This is a genomic window from Mycobacterium sp. NGS39 (assembly GCF_059812765.1).
On the sequence record NZ_JCALDH010000007.1, the window covers coordinates 67,587 to 84,655 of the forward strand.

General features: G+C 67.7%; 18 protein-coding genes. 8 read left to right on the forward strand and 10 right to left on the reverse strand.

Annotation, left to right across the window (positions count from 1 at the left end):
- Positions 1-68 precede the first annotated feature (68 nt).
- Complete coding sequence (locus tag AC5Y39_RS11465) at positions 69-917, forward strand: SDR family NAD(P)-dependent oxidoreductase (RefSeq protein WP_500018781.1); 849 nt, start codon at positions 69-71, stop codon at positions 915-917.
- On the opposite strand, the gene AC5Y39_RS11470 is transcribed toward AC5Y39_RS11465, so the two are convergent.
- Both AC5Y39_RS11470 and AC5Y39_RS11475 read right to left on the reverse strand, forming a co-directional pair.
- Complete coding sequence (locus tag AC5Y39_RS11470) at positions 906-1,748, reverse strand: glycine betaine ABC transporter substrate-binding protein (RefSeq protein ID WP_500018779.1); 843 nt, start codon at positions 1,746-1,748, stop codon at positions 906-908. The genes AC5Y39_RS11465 and AC5Y39_RS11470 overlap by 12 nt on opposite strands.
- On the reverse strand, positions 1,741-2,940 hold the full coding sequence (locus tag AC5Y39_RS11475; RefSeq protein ID WP_500018777.1) for an NAD(P)-dependent malic enzyme: 1,200 nt from the start codon (positions 2,938-2,940) through the stop codon (positions 1,741-1,743). The genes AC5Y39_RS11470 and AC5Y39_RS11475 overlap by 8 nt, the downstream gene beginning before the upstream one ends.
- Positions 2,941-3,006: 66 nt before the next feature.
- Between AC5Y39_RS11475 and AC5Y39_RS11480 the strand changes: the two genes are divergently transcribed.
- Positions 3,007-3,846 carry an SDR family oxidoreductase gene (locus tag AC5Y39_RS11480; RefSeq protein WP_500018775.1) on the forward strand — a complete coding sequence of 280 codons (840 nt, stop codon included), beginning with the start codon at positions 3,007-3,009 and terminating at the stop codon, positions 3,844-3,846.
- Here AC5Y39_RS11480 and AC5Y39_RS11485 read toward each other — a convergent pair.
- A complete protein-coding gene (locus tag AC5Y39_RS11485; RefSeq protein WP_500018772.1) occupies positions 3,843-4,832 on the reverse strand; it encodes a malate dehydrogenase in 990 nt (329 codons plus the stop codon). The genes AC5Y39_RS11480 and AC5Y39_RS11485 overlap by 4 nt on opposite strands.
- Positions 4,833-4,999: 167 nt before the next feature.
- Between AC5Y39_RS11485 and corA the strand changes: the two genes are divergently transcribed.
- Positions 5,000-6,094: a magnesium/cobalt transporter CorA gene (gene corA / locus AC5Y39_RS11490; RefSeq protein WP_500018769.1), complete on the forward strand. Its 1,095-nt coding sequence runs from the start codon at positions 5,000-5,002 to the stop codon at positions 6,092-6,094.
- Between the two features lie 5 nt (positions 6,095-6,099).
- Here the strand turns inward: corA and AC5Y39_RS11495 are convergent, their stop codons facing one another.
- The 6 genes from AC5Y39_RS11495 to AC5Y39_RS11520 all read right to left on the reverse strand — a co-directional run bounded on the left by AC5Y39_RS11495 (position 6,100) and on the right by AC5Y39_RS11520 (position 11,559).
- A complete protein-coding gene (locus tag AC5Y39_RS11495) occupies positions 6,100-6,594 on the reverse strand; it encodes a suppressor of fused domain protein (protein WP_500018767.1) in 495 nt (164 codons plus the stop codon).
- Between the two features lie 5 nt (positions 6,595-6,599).
- Positions 6,600-7,775, reverse strand: coding sequence for an ABC transporter ATP-binding protein (locus AC5Y39_RS11500; RefSeq protein WP_500018765.1), 1,176 nt, complete (start codon positions 7,773-7,775; stop codon positions 6,600-6,602).
- Positions 7,776-7,778: 3 nt separating this feature from the next.
- Positions 7,779-8,615 carry a carbohydrate ABC transporter permease gene (locus tag AC5Y39_RS11505; protein WP_500018763.1) on the reverse strand — a complete coding sequence of 279 codons (837 nt, stop codon included), beginning with the start codon at positions 8,613-8,615 and terminating at the stop codon, positions 7,779-7,781.
- Complete coding sequence (locus tag AC5Y39_RS11510) at positions 8,615-9,517, reverse strand: carbohydrate ABC transporter permease (protein ID WP_500018760.1); 903 nt, start codon at positions 9,515-9,517, stop codon at positions 8,615-8,617. Before AC5Y39_RS11510 ends, AC5Y39_RS11505 begins: the two co-directional genes overlap by 1 nt.
- Positions 9,514-10,929, reverse strand: coding sequence for an ABC transporter substrate-binding protein (locus AC5Y39_RS11515; RefSeq protein ID WP_500018758.1), 1,416 nt, complete (start codon positions 10,927-10,929; stop codon positions 9,514-9,516). The genes AC5Y39_RS11510 and AC5Y39_RS11515 overlap by 4 nt, the downstream gene beginning before the upstream one ends.
- A 120-nt stretch (positions 10,930-11,049) precedes the next feature.
- Positions 11,050-11,559 carry a YflT domain-containing protein gene (locus AC5Y39_RS11520; protein WP_500018755.1) on the reverse strand — a complete coding sequence of 170 codons (510 nt, stop codon included), beginning with the start codon at positions 11,557-11,559 and terminating at the stop codon, positions 11,050-11,052.
- Between the two features lie 108 nt (positions 11,560-11,667).
- On the opposite strand from AC5Y39_RS11520, the gene AC5Y39_RS11525 reads away from it, so the two are divergent.
- Both AC5Y39_RS11525 and AC5Y39_RS11530 read left to right on the forward strand, forming a co-directional pair.
- Entirely contained in the window at positions 11,668-12,204 is a 537-nt protein-coding gene (locus AC5Y39_RS11525) for a DUF4190 domain-containing protein (protein ID WP_500018753.1), read from the forward strand.
- Between the two features lie 17 nt (positions 12,205-12,221).
- Positions 12,222-12,653, forward strand: a complete 432-nt coding sequence (locus tag AC5Y39_RS11530) for a DUF4190 domain-containing protein (protein ID WP_500018751.1) — start codon at positions 12,222-12,224, stop codon at positions 12,651-12,653.
- Positions 12,654-12,655: 2 nt separating this feature from the next.
- On the opposite strand, the gene AC5Y39_RS11535 is transcribed toward AC5Y39_RS11530, so the two are convergent.
- On the reverse strand, positions 12,656-13,621 hold the full coding sequence (locus tag AC5Y39_RS11535; protein ID WP_500018749.1) for an HpcH/HpaI aldolase/citrate lyase family protein: 966 nt from the start codon (positions 13,619-13,621) through the stop codon (positions 12,656-12,658).
- A gap of 24 nt (positions 13,622-13,645) precedes the next feature.
- Here AC5Y39_RS11535 and AC5Y39_RS11540 point away from each other — a divergent pair, with 24 nt between their 5' ends.
- The 3 genes from AC5Y39_RS11540 (at position 13,646) to AC5Y39_RS11550 (ending at position 17,050) form a co-directional block, all read left to right on the forward strand.
- On the forward strand, positions 13,646-14,944 hold the full coding sequence (locus tag AC5Y39_RS11540) for a magnesium transporter MgtE N-terminal domain-containing protein (RefSeq protein ID WP_499909793.1): 1,299 nt from the start codon (positions 13,646-13,648) through the stop codon (positions 14,942-14,944).
- Positions 14,941-15,522, forward strand: coding sequence for a DUF1003 domain-containing protein (locus AC5Y39_RS11545; RefSeq protein WP_500018747.1), 582 nt, complete (start codon positions 14,941-14,943; stop codon positions 15,520-15,522). The genes AC5Y39_RS11540 and AC5Y39_RS11545 overlap by 4 nt, the downstream gene beginning before the upstream one ends.
- Before the next feature lie 124 nt (positions 15,523-15,646).
- Positions 15,647-17,050 (forward strand): lytic transglycosylase domain-containing protein, encoded by a 1,404-nt coding sequence (locus AC5Y39_RS11550; RefSeq protein ID WP_500018745.1) that lies wholly within the window; start codon positions 15,647-15,649, stop codon positions 17,048-17,050.
- Positions 17,051-17,069 lie beyond the last annotated feature (19 nt).

Here is a 17,069-nt window from a genome sequence, read left to right on the forward strand (position 1 = left end):
AGAGTGTCAGCGACATCGGCGTGTCGCTGACACGACACGCACGCTCGCGCAAGACGGTAAGGAGCTCAGTGGACGGGTTCGCCGGAAAAGTCGTTTCAATCACCGGGGCGGGCTCCGGCATCGGCCAGGCGCTGGCCGTCGAACTGGCGCGTTCGGGCGCCAAGCTGGCCATCAGTGACGTCGACCTCGAGGGCCTGGCCGCCACTGAGGAGCGGATCAAGGCCATCGGCGCACCGGTGAAGGCCGACCGCCTCGACGTCACCGAGCGCGAAGCCGTGCTCGCCTACGCCGACGCCGTCAACGACCACTACGGCACGGTCAACCAGATCTACAACAACGCCGGCATCGCGTTCACCGGCGACATCGAGGTCAGCGGATTCAAAGACATCGAACGCGTGATGGACGTGGACTTCTGGGGCGTGGTCAACGGCACGAAGGCATTTCTGCCCCACCTGATAGCCTCCGGCGACGGACACGTCGTCAACGTCTCGAGCATCTTCGGGTTGTTCTCGGTGCCCGGGCAAGCCGCCTACAACTCGGCCAAATTCGCGGTGCGCGGCTTCACCGAGGCGCTGCGCCAGGAGATGATTCTGGCCAAGCATCCGGTGAAGGTCACCACCGTGCACCCCGGCGGAATCAAGACCGCGATCGCGCGCAACATGACCGCCGCCGAAGGCATCGACATCGCCGACCTGGCACACCGGTTCGACACCAGGCTGGCCAACACCACACCCGAGAAGGCGGCACGCGTCATCCTCGACGGGGTGCGCAAGAACAAGGCCCGCGTCCTGGTGGGCCCGGACGCAAAGGTGCTCGACGTGATCGTGCGGCTGACCGGCTCGGGTTACCAGCGGCTGTTCGCCGCTGTCACCGCGCGCGCAATTCCGACCAAGCCGCGGTACGGGTCATCGACCTAGCGGGTGCGCGGCCAGCCACGCCTCGGCGACCTGTCGCGGGTCGGCCCCCTGGTCGACCTGGCGGCGCATGTCGGCCAGCGCGGTGGTGTCGAATTCACCGGCGATCCCGTTGACGGCAAGCACTTCCTGCTCGGTCAGCTTGTTGCGGAGGTACAGCGGCACCACGTTTTCGGCCTGGATCATCGGGGGCGAGCGGTCCGCCAGCAGCACGACGTCGACGGGAAGGTCGGGCGCAGCGCTGGTAGTCCACGCCGCGGTGAGCCGGCCCGCGCTGAGCGCATCGAAAAGTGCTGCGGCCGTTGGGAATTCGCGAGGCGGCGCAAGGGTGCAACTGCCAAGCTTCGCCGGTGGCCGCGCACCGGCCCGCGCACCCGTCGTCACCTGCGCACAGTGGCGGACCGCCGCGCTCAGATCCCGGCCGCCCCACGCGTCGGCGGTCTTCGTCGTCACCGCCAGCGCCGGCTTGTCCTGCGCCGCGGTGGCATAGTCACCGGCCGCCACCCCTTCGGGCAGCGCCGACACCAGCGCGGTGTAGACGCTTTTGTCGGAGATCGCCACGGTCCCCGGGGCGAACCGTTGCAGCAGCTGGCCGGTGAACCCCGGCACCACGTCCACGTCACCGCTCTCGAGGGCGCCCACCGGGTCGGGCATGCGTGCCACCCTCGCCGCCGAGCCGTAGGACCGCATCGCCGCCGCGTACAACTCCGCGAGCACCGCCGATCGGGCGTCGGTTCCGGCGCCGACCACCACGTCACGAGTCGCGGGCCGCTCGCCGCAGCCGGCCAGCAGCAACACCGCGGCCAGCAACACACCGAGCAGGCGGTTAGCCACCCGAGACGTCTGCTGAGGCTTCTGCCGCGGCGGCCACCGCCGCCGACACCGCTGGCGCCACGCGCGAATCCAGCGGACTGGGCACGATCCGATCCGGCGCGAGATCGTCGGCCACCACCGAGAAGATCGCCTCGGCGGCGGCCACCATCATCTTCTGGGTGATCCTGGGCGCACCGGCGTCCAAGGCTCCGCGGAACACACCGGGGAACGCGAGCACGTTGTTGATCTGGTTGGGGAAGTCGCTGCGGCCGGTGGCCACCACCGCTGCGTGCTTGGCGGCCACATCCGGATGAATCTCCGGGTCCGGATTGGACAGCGCGAACACAATTCCCTCGGGAGCCATCGTGGCGATCAGCTCCTCGGGCACCACACCTGCCGACACCCCGATGAACACGTCGGCCTTATCGAGCGCCTCCACCATGCCGCCGGTGCGTCCGGCCGGGTTGGTGCGTTGCGCCAACTCAGCCTTGACGCTGTTCATGTCGCCGCGGCTGGGATGGACTATGCCTTGCGAGTCGAGCACGATGATGTCCGAAACTCCGCTTGCGAGAAGAAGATTCGCACAGGCGACGCCCGCAGCGCCGGCACCGGAGATCACCACGCGCAGCGACGTCATGTCGCGGTCGAGCAGTGTGGTGGCACCCTTGAGCGCCGCCAGCACCACGATCGCGGTGCCGTGCTGGTCGTCGTGCATGACCGGGCAGTCCAGCGCTTCGACGACGCGCCGCTCGATCTCGAAGCAGCGGGGCGCCGAGATGTCTTCGAGGCTGACGGCGCCGAACGTGGGGCGCAGCCGCACCAGGGTTTCGACGATCTCGTCGGGATCCTTGGTGTCCAGCACGATCGGGATCGAGTCCAGCCCGCCGAACGCCTTGAACAGCGCGCTCTTGCCTTCCATCACCGGCAGCGACGCAGCCGCGCCGATGTCGCCCAGGCCCAGCACTGCGCTGCCGTCGCTGACCACGGCCACCAGCCGGTGCGCCCAGGTGTAGCGGGCGGCCAGCGTGTGGTCGGCCGCGATCGCACGGCTGACCTGTGCAACTCCGGGGGTGTAGGCGATCGACAGCGCCCGCTGCGTGTCGAGCGGGGCCTTCAGCTCCACGGAAAGCTTGCCTCCCACATGCGCTTCGAAGATCTCGTCATCTCCGATGACGATTGGCGAGTTTTCGTTGGCGGGGGGCTTTTCGGACACGGGGGTCTAGCGTACTGAACCGCTGCCCGCAGGTTTTCACGGCGCCGGATCGGCTATCCGTGCGCCATGGGTTTCCCCGAACAACAGCAACAGGTTCCCGGCAGTCAAGCGCAGATGGATCCGGTACCCGACTGCGGCGAGCAGAGCTACCGCGGGTCGGGCAAGCTGAGCGGCAAGAAGGCGGTGATCACCGGCGGGGACAGCGGCATCGGCCGCGCGGTTGCGATCGCGTTCGCCCGCGAAGGCGCCGACGTGCTGATCGCCTACCTCAACGAGCACGACGACGCCCGCGACGTCGCGCGCCTCGTCGAGGAGGCCGGGCGCAAATGCGTGCTGGTCGACGGCGACCTGTCCAACCCCGAGCACTGCCGCGCGGTGATCCAGCGTGCCGTCGACGAATTCGGCAGCATCGACGTGCTGGTCAACAACGCGGCCTTCCAGATGACCCACCAGAGCCTCGACGAGATCTCCGACGAGGAGTGGGACTACACGTTCAGGCTCAACGTCGGCGCGTACTTCTATCTCGTCAAGGCGGCGCTGCCGCACATGCCGCCCGGCTCGTCGATCATCGGCAGCTCGTCGGTCAACTCCGACATGCCCTCCCCCACGCTGGCGCCGTATGCCGCCACCAAGGCGGCGATCGCCAACCTGTCGGCCAGCCTCGCGCAGCTGTTGGGCGACAGGGGAATTCGCGTGAACAGCGTTGCGCCAGGACCGATTTGGACCCCGTTGATCCCGGCGACGATGCCGCCGGAGAAGGTCAGGAACTTCGGCGACGACACCCCGCTCGGGCGGGCCGGTCAGCCCGCCGAGCTGGCGCCGGTGTACGTGCTGCTGGCCTCCGACGAGGGCAGCTACATCTCCGGCGCGCGGATCGCGGTGACCGGCGGCAGGCCGATCCTCTAGATCAGCCCGAGCTCGGTGACGGCCTTGCGCTCGTCGGCGAGCTCGGCGGTCGACTTGTCGATCCGGGAGCGGGAGAAGTCGTTGATCTCCAGGCCGCTCACGATCGTCCAGTTGCCGTCCTTGGTGGTGACGGGGAACGACGAGATCAGGCCTTCCGGCACGTCGTAGCTGCCGTCGGACACCACCGCCATCGACACCCAGTCACCCTCTGGCGAGCCCAGCAGCCAGTCGCGCGCGGCGTCGACGGTCGCCGACGCGGCCGACGCTGCGGACGAGGCGCCGCGTGCGTCGATGATCGCAGCGCCACGCTTGGCGACGGTGGGGATGAAGTCGTTTTCGATCCAGTCCTGGTCGTTGACCACTTCGGCGGCATTCTTGCCGCCGATCTCGGCGTGGAAGATGTCCGGGTACTGGGTGGCCGAGTGGTTGCCCCAGATTGTCATCTTCTTGATGTCGGTGACTTTCGCGCCGGTCTTCTTGGCCAGCTGGGATATCGCGCGGTTGTGGTCCAGGCGGGTGAGCGCAGAGAAGCGCTCGCGCGGGATGTCGGGTGCATTGCTCATCGCGATCAGCGCGTTGGTGTTGGCCGGGTTGCCAGTGATCAAGACGCGGACATCGTCGGCCGCAACCTCGTTGAGCGCCTTGCCTTGTGCGGTGAAGATCGCGCCGTTGGCCTCCAACAGGTCACTGCGCTCCATGCCCGGCCCGCGCGGACGGGCGCCGACGAGCAGGGCCAGGTTGGCGCCGTCGAAGATCTTGTTCGGGTCGGCACCGATCTCGACGCCGGCCAAGAGCGGGAACGCGCAGTCGTCGAGCTCCATCACCACACCTTCGAGTGCCTTCAGCGCGGGCTCGATCTCGAGCAGCCGCAGCTCGATCTGGCGGTCCGGCCCCAGCAACGAGCCGCTCGCCAGGCGGAACAGCAGGCTGTAGCCGATCTGGCCGGCGGCGCCGGTGACGGCGACCTTGAGGGGAGTTGTGCTCACGTCAGGTTGCTCCTCGTCTCCGATGGGTTCGCCGACGAAACTAGCGCACCTCGAAAAGGCGCCGGGCACCAGTAGGCGAGGCGTACCGTCAGTTCACCGGCGCCGACCCTGCCGCGCGTAACATTGGTCGTCGCTGCACATGCGTTGCGACGGGAGGTACGGTCCCGATGCCATCGTTCCCCTCGTTGCCGCCGTCGCTGCGACCGGCCGTGCGCGGCAAGACCGCCGACCCCAGCTCCATCCATGTTCCCGTCGCGCACGCGATGGTGGACTGCGGCGTCTACATGGACGGCAAGCGCCTGCCCGGCAAGTACACCCACGCTGCGGCGCTGGACAAGGTGCACGAGCTGGAACGTGCGGGCAACGAGGCGTTCGTGTGGATCGGATTGCACGAACCCGACGAGCGCCAGATGCAGACGGTCGCTGATGTTTTCGGCCTGCACGAGCTGGCCGTGGAGGACGCGGTGCACGCACACCAGCGGCCCAAGCTGGAGCGCTACGACGAGACGCTGTTCATGGTGCTCAAGACCGTCAAGTACGTCGAGCACGAGTCCATGGCCAAGGCGCGTGAGGTGGTCGAGACCGGCGAGATCATGATCTTTGTCGGTCGCGACTTCGTCGTCACCGTCCGCCACGGCGACTTCAGCGGCCTTGCGGGCGTGCGCAAGCGGCTGGAGACTTCGCCTGCGATGCTCAACCTGGGCCCGTACGCGGTGATGCACGCGATCGCCGACCATGTGGTGGACCACTACCTGGAAGTCACCGACATGATCGAAGTCGACGTCGACGCAATGGAATTGGACATCTTCTCGCCGCGCAAGCGCACCAACATCGAAGCCATCTACCTGCTCAAGCGTGAGGTCGCCGAGCTGCGCCGGTCAGTCAGCCCGCTGACGTTGGCGCTGCAGCGGCTGGCCGAAAACGACGATCTGGTCTCGATCGAGGTGCGCCGCTACATGCGCGACGTACTGGACCACAACATCGCGGCGTCCGACCGGATCGTCAGCTACGACGAGATGTTGTCCTCGCTGGTGCAGGCAGCGCTCGGCAAGGTCGCGATGCAGCAGAACGTCGACATGCGCAAGATCTCGGCCTGGGTGGCCATCGCCGCAGTGCCGACCGCGTTGGCCGGCATCTACGGGATGAACTTCGACCACATGCCCGAAACCCATTTGGTGTGGGGCTATCCCGCAGTGCTCGGGTTGATGCTGGTGGTCTGCTTGACGCTGTATCGCATCTTCCGCAACAACGAGTGGCTGTAGCGGCGTCAACGGGGCTGGGCGGCAGGCCGATTCGGGTCGAGCACATCGACGCCGTCCTCGCGCCACGCCTCGCGCATCGCCGCGGGCCCTTTCAGCCGCACCCACGCTGCCTCGTTGGCGGTGACCGGGATCGCGCTGAAGAACTCCACCGCATCGAACGGCTCAATAGTGCTGTGGCCCAACAGGACTGCCGTGAACGGGCCACCCTGCCACAGCGGGTGGCCCAGGTCGACGAGCGCGTCGGCCGTCAGCACCAATCCCTCCACGGTCGGCGCCGCGGCCAGCACCGCGACGCTGCGCGCCAAGCCGGGCAGCGGGGTGGCGGTCCTCAGGCTGACCACCACCTGCGCGGCCGCGTCGCGCGCGACCGACACGTGGTGCACCACCCCGTCGACGTCAGGACCGAACCGCAGCACGTCGATCGGTGCGACGCCGACGAATGTGACGCTCGCGGTGTCCGGCTCACCGGCAGCGAAGTGCGCCTGCAGGTGCGCGCGCACGTCGGTCACCCGGAAGCGGGCGGAATCGTCAGGTTCACCCCCGAGTCGGCGTCGAAGATCACCAGCTTGGTGATGTCGAACGCCAACTCGATGCGCTGACCGGCCGCGGCGGCCGATTCGGCGGAAAGCCTTGCGACGAAATCGTTTTGGCCTACCCCGGAGTCGGCGGCCAGTTCGGCCAGCTGAGCCGATTGGGCCGAGGCGCCGTCGGTGGAGAAGTGCACCACCTTCTCCGAGCCCAACGACTCGACGATTTCGACGTCGGCTTCGAATACCAGCGCGCGCAGCCGCTGGAACGTGTCGATCAGCGCAGCGTCGTCGAGGTGCTCCGGCCGCACACCGACGATGACGTTGTCGGGCGAGGGGTGTTTGGCAACGACGTCGAGTACCTCAGGCATGAGCGTGATCTCACCGAACGGCAGGCGGACCCCGACATCGGTAAGCTGCGCAGGAAAGAAGTTCATCGACGGTGAACCGATGAATCCGGCGACGAACAAGTTGGCCGGTTTGTCGTAGAGCTCCTGCGGACTCCCGACCTGTTGGGCCACTCCGGCGCGCATCACCACGACGCGGTCACCCAGCGTCATCGCCTCCGTCTGGTCATGGGTGACGTAGACCGTGGTAGTGCCGAGGCGGTGCTGCAGGCGGGCGATTTCACTGCGCATCTGCACGCGCAGCTTGGCGTCGAGGTTGCTCAACGGCTCGTCCATCAGAAAAGCCTTGGGGTTGCGGACGATCGCACGTCCCATCGCCACACGCTGCCGCTGACCGCCGGACAGGCTGGCGGGCTTGCGGTCCAACAGCTCGGTCAGGTCGAGGATTTTGGCGGTCTCCTCGACCTTCTGGGCGATCTCGGCCTTCTTCATCTTCGCCAATGTCAAAGGGAAAGCGATGTTTTGACGCACGGTCATATGCGGATACAGCGCATACGACTGGAACACCATCGCGATGTCGCGGTCTTTGGGCGCCTTCTCGTTGACCCGCTGCCCGTCGATGCGCAACTCCCCCGACGTGATCTCCTCGAGGCCGGCGATCATGTTCAGCGTCGTGGACTTGCCGCAGCCCGACGGACCGACCAGGATGATGAACTCGCCGTCGGCGATCTCGAGGGACAGCTCGGAGACGGCGGTGGTGCCGTCGGGGTAACTCTTGGTCACCCTGTCCAGCACGATCTCGGCCATCGGCTATCCCTTCACTGCGCCGGACGTCAGCCCGGCGACGATCCGTCGCTGGAAGACTAGAACAAAAACGATGATCGGCACCGTGATCACGATCGCGCCGGCGGCGATGGATCCGGTGGGCTCGACGAACTGCGAACTGCCCGGGAAGTTCGCGATCGCCACCGGCGCGGTGAGCGACGCGGTGGTGGCCGTCAACGAAATCGCCAGCAGCAGATCGTTCCACGCGAAGATGAAGACCAGGATCGCCGCGGTGACCACACCGGGCGCCGCCAGCGGAACGATCACCTTACGGAAGGCCTGGAACGGAGTGGCGCCGTCCATCTTGGCGGCCTTCTCCAAGTCCCACGGGATCTCGCGGAAGAACGCCGACAGCGTGTAGATGGCCAGCGGCAGCGCAAACGTGATGTACGGGATGATCAGCCCTGGCCAGGTGTTGAACAGCCCAAGTGCGCGGGAGATGTCGAACAGCGGTGACACCAGCGATATCTGGGGGAACATCGCGATCAGCAGCGCGACGCCGACGAGCAGCCTCTTGCCCGGGAAGTCAAGGCGCGCAACCGCATACGCGGCCATCGCGCCGATGACGACCGCGATGACCGTGGTGATCAGCCCGATGCCCACCGAATTGCGCAGCGCCGGGCCGAACAGGTCGCCGCGGAAGATGCCGCGGTAGTTGTCGAAGGTGATCTGCGACGGGATCAGCTTGCCGTCCTTGACCGTCGAGGTCGGCTTGAGCGACAGCGAGAGGATCCACAGCACCGGAAACAGCGCGTAGACCACCACGAGCACGTCGACAATCACCCACCACGCTTTGCGCCCAGCGCTCACCCGTTCGGCCATCAGGTCTCTCTGTCGTCCGCTCCGGGTGCCGACGTCCCGAACAGCTTGACGAAGACGAACGCGATCAGCGCCACGCACGCGAAGATCAGCACGCTGATCGCCGAACCGAGCCCGAGGTTGAAGGCCTTGAACAGGTTGTCGTAGCCAAGGATCGACACCGAACCGGTGTTGTTGGCGCCGGCGGTCAGGATGTAGATGTTGTCGAAGATCCGGAACGCGTCCAGCGTGCGAAACAGCAAGGCCACCAGCACGGCCGGCTTGATCAGCGGCAGCGTGATCTTCACCAGCCGCTTCCATGCGCCCGCGCCGTCCACCTGGGCGGCCCGCATCAGCTCGTCGGGCACAAGTGCCAGGCCGGCCAGCAGCAGCAGAGCCATGAACGGGGTGGTCTTCCACACCTCGGCGAGCACGATGATGGCCAGCGACGGAATCTGCTGTGTCAGTGGGGCACTGCCTTGTGGGAGCAGGTTCGCCAGGTAGCCGGTGCCCGGCGTCCACGCGTAGTACCAGCTGTACGACGCGGCGACGGTCACGATCCCGTACGGGATCAGCACAGCGGTGCGCACCACGCCTTTGCCGTAGATCGTGCGGTGCATCACCAGCGCCAGCGCAAGGCCGAGGATCAGCTCGACGGTCACCGAGACCACCGTGATCGCCGATGTCACCGCCAATGCGGTCCACCAGTAGTGGTCGGTGAGCACGGTCTGATAGTTGGCCAGCCCGACAAACGCACGGTCGGCGGGCGTGGCCAGATTGATCCGCTGCAGCGACAGCCACACCGCGTAGCCGATCGGGTACGCCGCCACCGCCAACATCATCAGCACCGCGGGGGTGATCAGCAGATAGGCCAGTCGCAGCTGCGCTCGACGTTCGCCGCGCGCCGGGGCGGTCGTGGCTGTCACGGGATCAGTCCCTTGCCGTCGATAGCCTTCTGCACCTCGGCGGCCAGCTTGTCCGCACTCTTTTCAGGATCGATCTCGGTGATCGGCGCGAGCGCCGTGGAGATCCGCATCGACACGGTCTGGTAATTCGGCGTCACAGGTCGCACCGCGGCGTCAGTGAGCTGGCGCCGGATGATCTCGTAGGCCGGATATTTCAGCTGGAACTGCGGATCGTCATACAGCGAAGCCCGCACCGCGGGCAGGCCGCCCTGCGTCGACAGGTACTTCTCGTTCTCGAGGTCGCGCAGGCAGCGGATCGCTTCGAAGGCCTCGGCGCGGTGTTGCGTGGTCTTGGCGACGGCCAGGTTCAGGCCGCCGAGAGTCACTTTGGCCGGCTGGTCGGCCTGCACGCCGGGGTATGGCGCGAAGCCGAACACCTGCTTGGTTGCGTCGTAGGCGGTGGCGAACTGACTGTCGTCGGCGTCGAAGTCGCCGACGTCGTTGATCGCGCCGGCGAGGTCGCCGCGCTGGTTGAGCGGCAGGAACGACACCCCGCCCTTGATCGCGTTGCCCATGATCGACGGCAGCACGAACGGCCAGTTCACCTCCAGCGCTGCCTTGCCCTGCTCCACCGCCAGCCGCGCGGTCTCTTCGTTGGTCTGGGTGATCGACGGGTCGGCTCCGGGCGCGGTGGCGACGTTCTTGATGATCTGCAGTGCCCGGACGGTCGCCGCTCGGTGCTGCGGGGTGTCTGTCAGCGTGACCGTCTTGCCGTCGTCGGAAAGTACCTGTCCCCCAGCGCTTTCCAGCAACGTGTTGAACCACACCACCAGGCCCTCGTACTGCCTGCCCTGCACCGCGATCCAGCTGGGCTTGCCCTCGTTGTGCAGGCGGGTGGCCTCGGCCACCATCTGATCCCAGTCCGTCGGAGGTGTGGACACCAAATCGGCTCGGTACCAGAGCAATTGGGTGTTCGTCGAGATCGGTGCGGCGTAGAGTTTGCCGTTCCATTCGGCGGTCTCGAGCGGGCCGGGCAGGGTGTCGGCCCGAGCGTCGGCCTCCGCTTGGCCCGCCGGGTCGTCGGATAGCGGCAACGCCCAGCCTGCCTCGGCGAATTCGGCCGTCCACACCACGTCCAGCGCCATCACGTCGAGCGTCGTGTCGTTGCCGGTGAGTCGGCGGGCCAGTTGCAGCCGCTGGTCGTCGGCACCTTTGGGCAGGCTCATCTGCTGGACGCGAAAGCGTCCGGAGAACTGCTCGGTGCACTTCTTGGCCAGCGCGGCGAATGTGTTCGCGTCGCCGGCCGGCGTGTAGAACGTGATCACGGTGCCGTGGGCGCCGGTGGTGCACCCGGACACGACGGTCGTCGCGGTCAGTGCGGCAGCCGTCGCCGCACAGAGCCGGCGCAGTGCACTGCGCCACCTGTCCCGCACGGCCGCCTCCTTTCCCGCGCGCAAACGGTAAAGGCCGACGCGCGCGATGTCCAACACTTCGCGGCGCTTGCAGCGCAATCGTGACCTGCACCGAGAAACGGCACAGCGGCAACTGCGCGGCTATAACGTCAAGCGGGCCAGCAAATCTCGGGCCTTCTCGGCGTTCTGCGGATCGCACAGGACGTCGTAGCGCCCGGCCACGAGTTGCATCGTGGAGCTGAAATCCCTTGTGCCGCGGGCCATTGCGTACGGAACCGCTGAGGTGATCAACCCGAAGACCACGCCCGAGACCACCCCGTACAGCAGTGGCACCAGCAATGTCCCGGTGAAAAGCCCGAGCACCAGGCCGATGAAAATACCCAGCCAGGCCCCGGTGACGACGCCGCCGCCGAGCACCTTGGGCCAGGTCAGCCGGCCGGTGACGCGTTCCACCTGCATCAGGTCGACGCCGACGATCGTGACCTGCTGAACCGGAAACTGTTGGTCGGAAAGGTAGTCCACCGCGCGCTGCGCTTCGGCATATGTCGGATACGACCCGATCGGCCAACCTTTCGGCGGGGTCGGCAGCGCCGGCCCTTTGGGCCCCGGTCCCGGTGTGTTGGGCGTTTGCCCCTGGAATGGGCTCGTCATCGGTCCTGTCTCCTCACGTGTGTGCGGTGCACCGCTCGATTGTGCCCGGCCGGCGTCGAAGTCGGTGAAGGTCCGCGCGTCACCAGCCCGTAAGCTATTTTGATCGCCATGACGACACCCGGCGACCCGGGCCAGCGGCCCGGCGAGCACGACGTTCCCTCGGGAGGATACGAGCCGCCCCCCATCGAGCAGCCGCAGTCGCCGCCGCCAAGCTATCCGCCGCCTCCTGCGCCGGCGTATGGGCCGCCGGGCTATCCACCGCCGTCATACCCGCCGCCGTCATACCCGCCGCCGGGCGGTTATCCGCCGCCGCCGGGCGGTTATCCGCCGCCGCCGATGCCCGGATATCCCCTCGCGCCCTACCCGGGAGGCTATCCGCCCCAACAGAACACCAACGGCTTGGCGATCGGCTCGCTGGTCGCCTCGATCATCGGTATTCCTCTGGCTTTCCTGTGCGGAATATTTGGTGTGATCGCCGCGATCGTCGGCGTCGTGCTCGGCATCATCGCGATCAACCAGATCAAGGAATCCGGTGAACAGGGCCGCGGTATGGCGCTTGCCGGGATCATCGTCGGTGCCGTGACGCTTGTGCTCGCCATTGTCGCGATCCTCGTCATCGGCCTCTTCGCCTTCGGTCATTCATAGTCCGCCGAGAGCCCGCCGTGACATACGATCCCAATGATCCCGACCGTCCGTTCGAATACCCGTCCACGGAAGGGTTTTCGGGTCCGCCGCCATATCCGCCGCCGTATCCCGGCCCGCCTCCCGGCTATCCGCCCTTTCCGCCGCCGTACCAGGGATACGGCGCGAGCCCTTACGACCCGTACGCGATGCAGCGGCCGCAAGGCACCAACGGCATGGCGATCGGTGCGCTCGTGGCGGCCTGCCTCGGGGTGCCGCTGTGCTTCTGCTTCGTTCCGTCGCTTGTCGGGATCGTGCTGGGCGTCGTCGCGATGAGTCAGACGGCGCGCACCGGCCAGAGCGGGCACGGGATGGCGCTGGCGGCCGTGATCGTCGGCGTCGTCACGCTGGTGCTCGGCATACCGTTTTGGATTTTCGTCGGGATGTCCCCGGACCCCTCGTCCTACACCTAGCCTCAGCGCGGCGGCCGGAACCGTTCGCCTTGACGGGTCATGCCCGCGGCCCGACCCTTCGCGGCGATCACCAGCGCCATCTTGCGACTGGCCTCGTCGAGCATCTCGTCGCCGAGCATCACCGCGCCCCGCGCGCCCCCGGCCGCCGAGGTGTGCCACTCGTAGGCTTCCAGAACCAGCTCGGCGTGGTCGTACTCGTCCTGGCGCGGGCTGAAGATCTCGTTGCCCGCCGCGATCTGGTCGGGATGCAGCACCCACTTGCCGTCATAGCCCAGTGCCGCGGATCTTCCTGCGGCCCTTCGGAATCCGTCCACATCGCGTACCTTCAGGTACGGCCCGTCGATCGCGGCGATCCCGTGCGTGCGGGCGGCGATCAAAATCGACATCAGGACGTGGTGGTACGCGTCGCCGTCGTAGCCGGGCGGCTGCTCGCCCACCTGTTGCGTGCGCATGTTGAGGCTGGCGATCAAATCGGCGGGTCCGAGAATCAGCGCCTGCATCCGCGGGCCGGCCGCGATCGCGTCGAGGTTCGTCAGCCCCTGGGCGTTCTCGATCTGCGCCTCGATGCCGATGCGGCCGACCGGAAGTCCGTGCGTCATCTCCAGCTGAGTCAGCAGGAGATCGAGCGCCTGAACGTGTGACACGTCGCTGACCTTCGGCAGCACCACGATGTCCAGCGCGGCACCAGCGGTGGACACCACCTCGATGACGTCGGTGTACGTCCACGGCGTCGTCCAGTCGTTGACGCGAACCCCGAGCAGCTTCGCATTCCACCCCGGTTCTGAGAGCGCGATCGCCGCCTGCGTGCGGGCTTGTTCCTTGGCGTCGACCGCGACGGCGTCCTCCAGGTCGACGAACACCTCGTCGGCGCTCAGGCCCCTGGCCTTCTCGATCATCTTGGCGCTGCTGCCCGGCACGGAAAGACAGGTCCGGCGCGGCCGATAGGCGGTCTGCTCAGTCTCATCCACGGGATAACTCCTACCCTTGCAGTCATGGCTGCGGTGAACAGGGTGTACGCGGCTCGGCTGGCGGGCATGGTCGTGCTCGGCCCCGACGGCGAGTCGATCGGCCGGGTGCGCGATGTGGTGATCAGCATCAGCATCGTCCGCCAGCAGCCGCGCGTGTTGGGTCTGGTCGTCGAATTGCTCACGCGCCGAAGGATTTTCGTTCCGATCACCCGGGTGACCGCGATCGAGCCGAATGCGGTCACGCTCACCACGGCCAATGTGTCGCTGCGCCGGTTCGCACAGCGCCCCGGTGAGGTGCTGGTGCTCGGCCAGGTGGTCGAGACCCGCGTGCGGGTCACCGATCCCGAACTCGAGCAGCTGGCCGGCATGGACGTCGTGGTCGTGGATCTGGGCGTAGAGCAGACGCGTACCCGCGAGTGGGTGGTGACCAAGGTCGCGGTGCGCAGCCCGCGCCGGCTCGGACGGCGCAGCAACATCTACGTCGTCGACTGGCAGCACGTGCAGGGCCTCACGCCGTCGGCGCTGGCGCTGCCCGGGCAGGGCGTGGCACAGCTGCTGCACCAGTTCGAGGACCAGCGCCCGATCGAGGTCGCCGAAGCGATCCGCGAATTGCCCACCAAGCGCCGCGTCGAGCTGATCAACGCCCTTGACGACGAACGTCTGGCCGACGTGCTGCAGGAGCTGTCCGAAAGCGAGCAGCGCGCGCTGCTGATGCAGCTGGACACCGAACGCGCGGCTGACGTGCTCGAGGCGATGGATCCTGACGACGCCACCGACCTCCTGCAGGTGATCAACCCGGTCGATCGCGAGGTGCTGCTGCGTCGGATGGACCCCGAGGACTCGGAGCCGGTGCGCCGGCTGCTGAGCCACTCCCCTGACACCGCGGGCGGGTTGATGACGTCCGATCCGGTGGTGCTCGCGCCGGACACCACTGTCGCCGAAGCGCTGGCCCGGGTCCGCGACCCGGATCTGACGCCGGCGCTGGCGTCGCTGGTGTTCGTCGCGCGGCCGCCGACCGCCACCCCGACCGGCCGCTATCTGGGCTGCGTGCATCTGCAGCGACTGCTGCGTGAACCCCCGGCGGCGCTGGTCAGCGGCATGGTCGACACCGACCTGCCGAGCCTGGCCCCCGAGTCGTCGCTGGCGGCGGTGACCCGCTACTTCGCTGCCTACAATCTCGTCTGCGGGCCGGTGGTCGACGACCAGAACCACCTGCTGGGCGCCGTGACCGTCGACGACGTTCTCGACCACCTGCTGCCTGACGACTGGCGCCTGCAATTCGAGGAACCCGAACTCTCGTCGAGCGCTGAGGGGGTGACATGAGCAGCCGGCGAGAAGCGCAGACGGATCGCCCCGTCAGCACGGCGTCGGCGCGTCAGCGGCTCGACACCCCACGGCCCTACCGGCACCGCTTGACGCCTTCGTTCGATCCCGAGGCGGTGGGGCGGTTCAGCGAGTCGATCGCGCGTTTTTTGGGCACCGGCCGCTATCTGCTGTGGCAGACGATCATCGTGATCGTGTGGATCGGGCTGAACCTCGGCGCGGTGCGCTGGCGCTGGGACCCCTACCCGTTCATCCTGCTCAATCTGGCGTTCTCCACGCAGGCCGCCTACGCCGCGCCGCTGATCCTGCTGGCGCAGAACCGGCAGGAGAACCGCGACCGGGTGGCGCTCGACGAGGACCGCCGACGAGCCGCCCAAACCAAGGCCGACACCGAGTACCTGGCCCGTGAGCTGGCGGCGCTGCGCCTGGCGATCGGCGAAGTGGCGACCCGCGACTATCTTCGCCGCGAGCTCGACGAGCTGCGCGAAGTCATCGAGCAGTCCCTGGCGGATTCGTCGCAGCCGGAGGCCGCGGCCAAGGCCGATCTCGCCGAGCGGCGGGCGAAGCGGGCTACGTAGCCGGGGAGATCACGGCGAGTCGCTTTGGTGCGGGAGATTTCACAGTGACCAATGTGCATACATCTCGTTTCCGAATAGGTATGGTGATTCAGTTCACAGGCCCGACGACGTCAGGACGGTGTGAGTGCACGAAGGGGGAGGCTCCGGGGCTCGCAACGCCCTCGAGTGGGCGCGCCGACGGGTTACCCGGGCCGCTCGCACGCCTGCGACGGCCTTGATCGTTGTCGCGCCGGTGGTGTTCGCCGGCGCTGTCGCCGCGGCGCCGAACCCGGCGCCGCTGGTGCATCCGCCCACCCAGGACGCCAACGTGATGACGCTGGCCGCGGTGGTGCCCAACCGCGGTGACATCTCCGGCCCGTCGGTGGTCCAGGTCAGCCGCCCGCCGTCGAGCTTCCGCGTGGCCGCCGCGTCGATCTCCGCGCCGCCGCCCGCAGTCGTCGTCAATTCGCCCGGCGCGCTTCGCATCCCGTCGATGGCGCTGTCCGCCTACCGCAACGCCGAGCGGATGATGTCGCTGGCCCAGCCGGCCTGTGGCGTCAGCTGGAACCTGCTCGCCGGCATCGGGCGCATCGAGTCGCTGCACGCCAACAATGGCGCCACCGACGCCCGCGGTACAGCCGTGCGCCCGATCTACGGCCCGACGCTGGACGGATCGCTGCCGGGCAACGAGGTGATCGTGCAGAGCATGGCGCCCAGCGGTCAGCCGACCTACGCCCGCGCGATGGGCCCGATGCAGTTCCTGCCGGGCACCTGGGCCCGCTATGCGTCCGACGGCGACGGCGACGGCAAGGCCGACCCGCAGAACCTGTTCGACTCTTCGCTGGCCGCGGCGCGCTACCTGTGCAGCGGCGGGCTGAACCTGCGTGACCAGTCGCAGGTGCTGAGCGCGATCCTGCGCTACAACAACTCGATGCCGTATGCCCGCAACGTCCTGGGTTGGGCCGCGGCATATGCGACCGGCGTGGTGCCCGTCGATCTGCCGCCGATCACCGGACCGGTTCCGCCGATGGGTGACGCACACTTGGAGGGCGCACAGGGGTCCATGCCAGAGGGGCTCGGGCCCGGCCTGCCGCTCAACGTGCTGGGTCTGCCGATGGGCGACCCGATGACCCAGATGCAACTGGTCAACTTCGGCAACACGTCGGTCGCCAACCAGATGCCCGCGCTACCGCCGGGCATGGACCCCAGCCAGTACCCGGAGCAACCGCCTGCCTGCCCGACGCTGGTGTGCTTCGGCCCCAACTCCATGCCCGCCGTCACACCGCCGACCGCGACGCCGTTCGGGCCGCCGCTGCCCGGGATGGCGCCGGCTGGCCAGTGGCCGGTCGGGCTTCCCGGCCCGGCGCCGGCCGCACCGCTGCCGGGTCCCGCTGCGCCGCTGCCCGTCGTCGCAGCACCGGCACCCGCGATGCCGCCGTGGCCGGGCATGCCTGCGCCACCCGCGCCCGCTCCCGCCGCTCCTGCCGAACAGCCGCCGGCCGCTGCGTTGGCGCCGTCGACGGGACCGCTGCCCGGCCCAGCCAGCTGAACCGAGGTCGGCCCGTAGA

Coding starts and splice junctions, on each gene's coding strand:
- AC5Y39_RS11480 (WP_500018775.1), top strand. CDS start 3,007: ATGGGTTTCCCCGAACAACAGCAACAGGTTCCCGGCAGTCAAGCGCAG.
- corA (WP_500018769.1), top strand. CDS start 5,000: ATGCCATCGTTCCCCTCGTTGCCGCCGTCGCTGCGACCGGCCGTGCGC.
- AC5Y39_RS11500 (WP_500018765.1), bottom strand. CDS start 7,775: ATGGCCGAGATCGTGCTGGACAGGGTGACCAAGAGTTACCCCGACGGC.
- AC5Y39_RS11505 (WP_500018763.1), bottom strand. CDS start 8,615: ATGGCCGAACGGGTGAGCGCTGGGCGCAAAGCGTGGTGGGTGATTGTC.
- AC5Y39_RS11520 (WP_500018755.1), bottom strand. CDS start 11,559: ATGACGAGCCCATTCCAGGGGCAAACGCCCAACACACCGGGACCGGGG.
- AC5Y39_RS11525 (WP_500018753.1), top strand. CDS start 11,668: ATGACGACACCCGGCGACCCGGGCCAGCGGCCCGGCGAGCACGACGTT.
- AC5Y39_RS11540 (WP_499909793.1), top strand. CDS start 13,646: ATGGCTGCGGTGAACAGGGTGTACGCGGCTCGGCTGGCGGGCATGGTC.
- AC5Y39_RS11545 (WP_500018747.1), top strand. CDS start 14,941: ATGAGCAGCCGGCGAGAAGCGCAGACGGATCGCCCCGTCAGCACGGCG.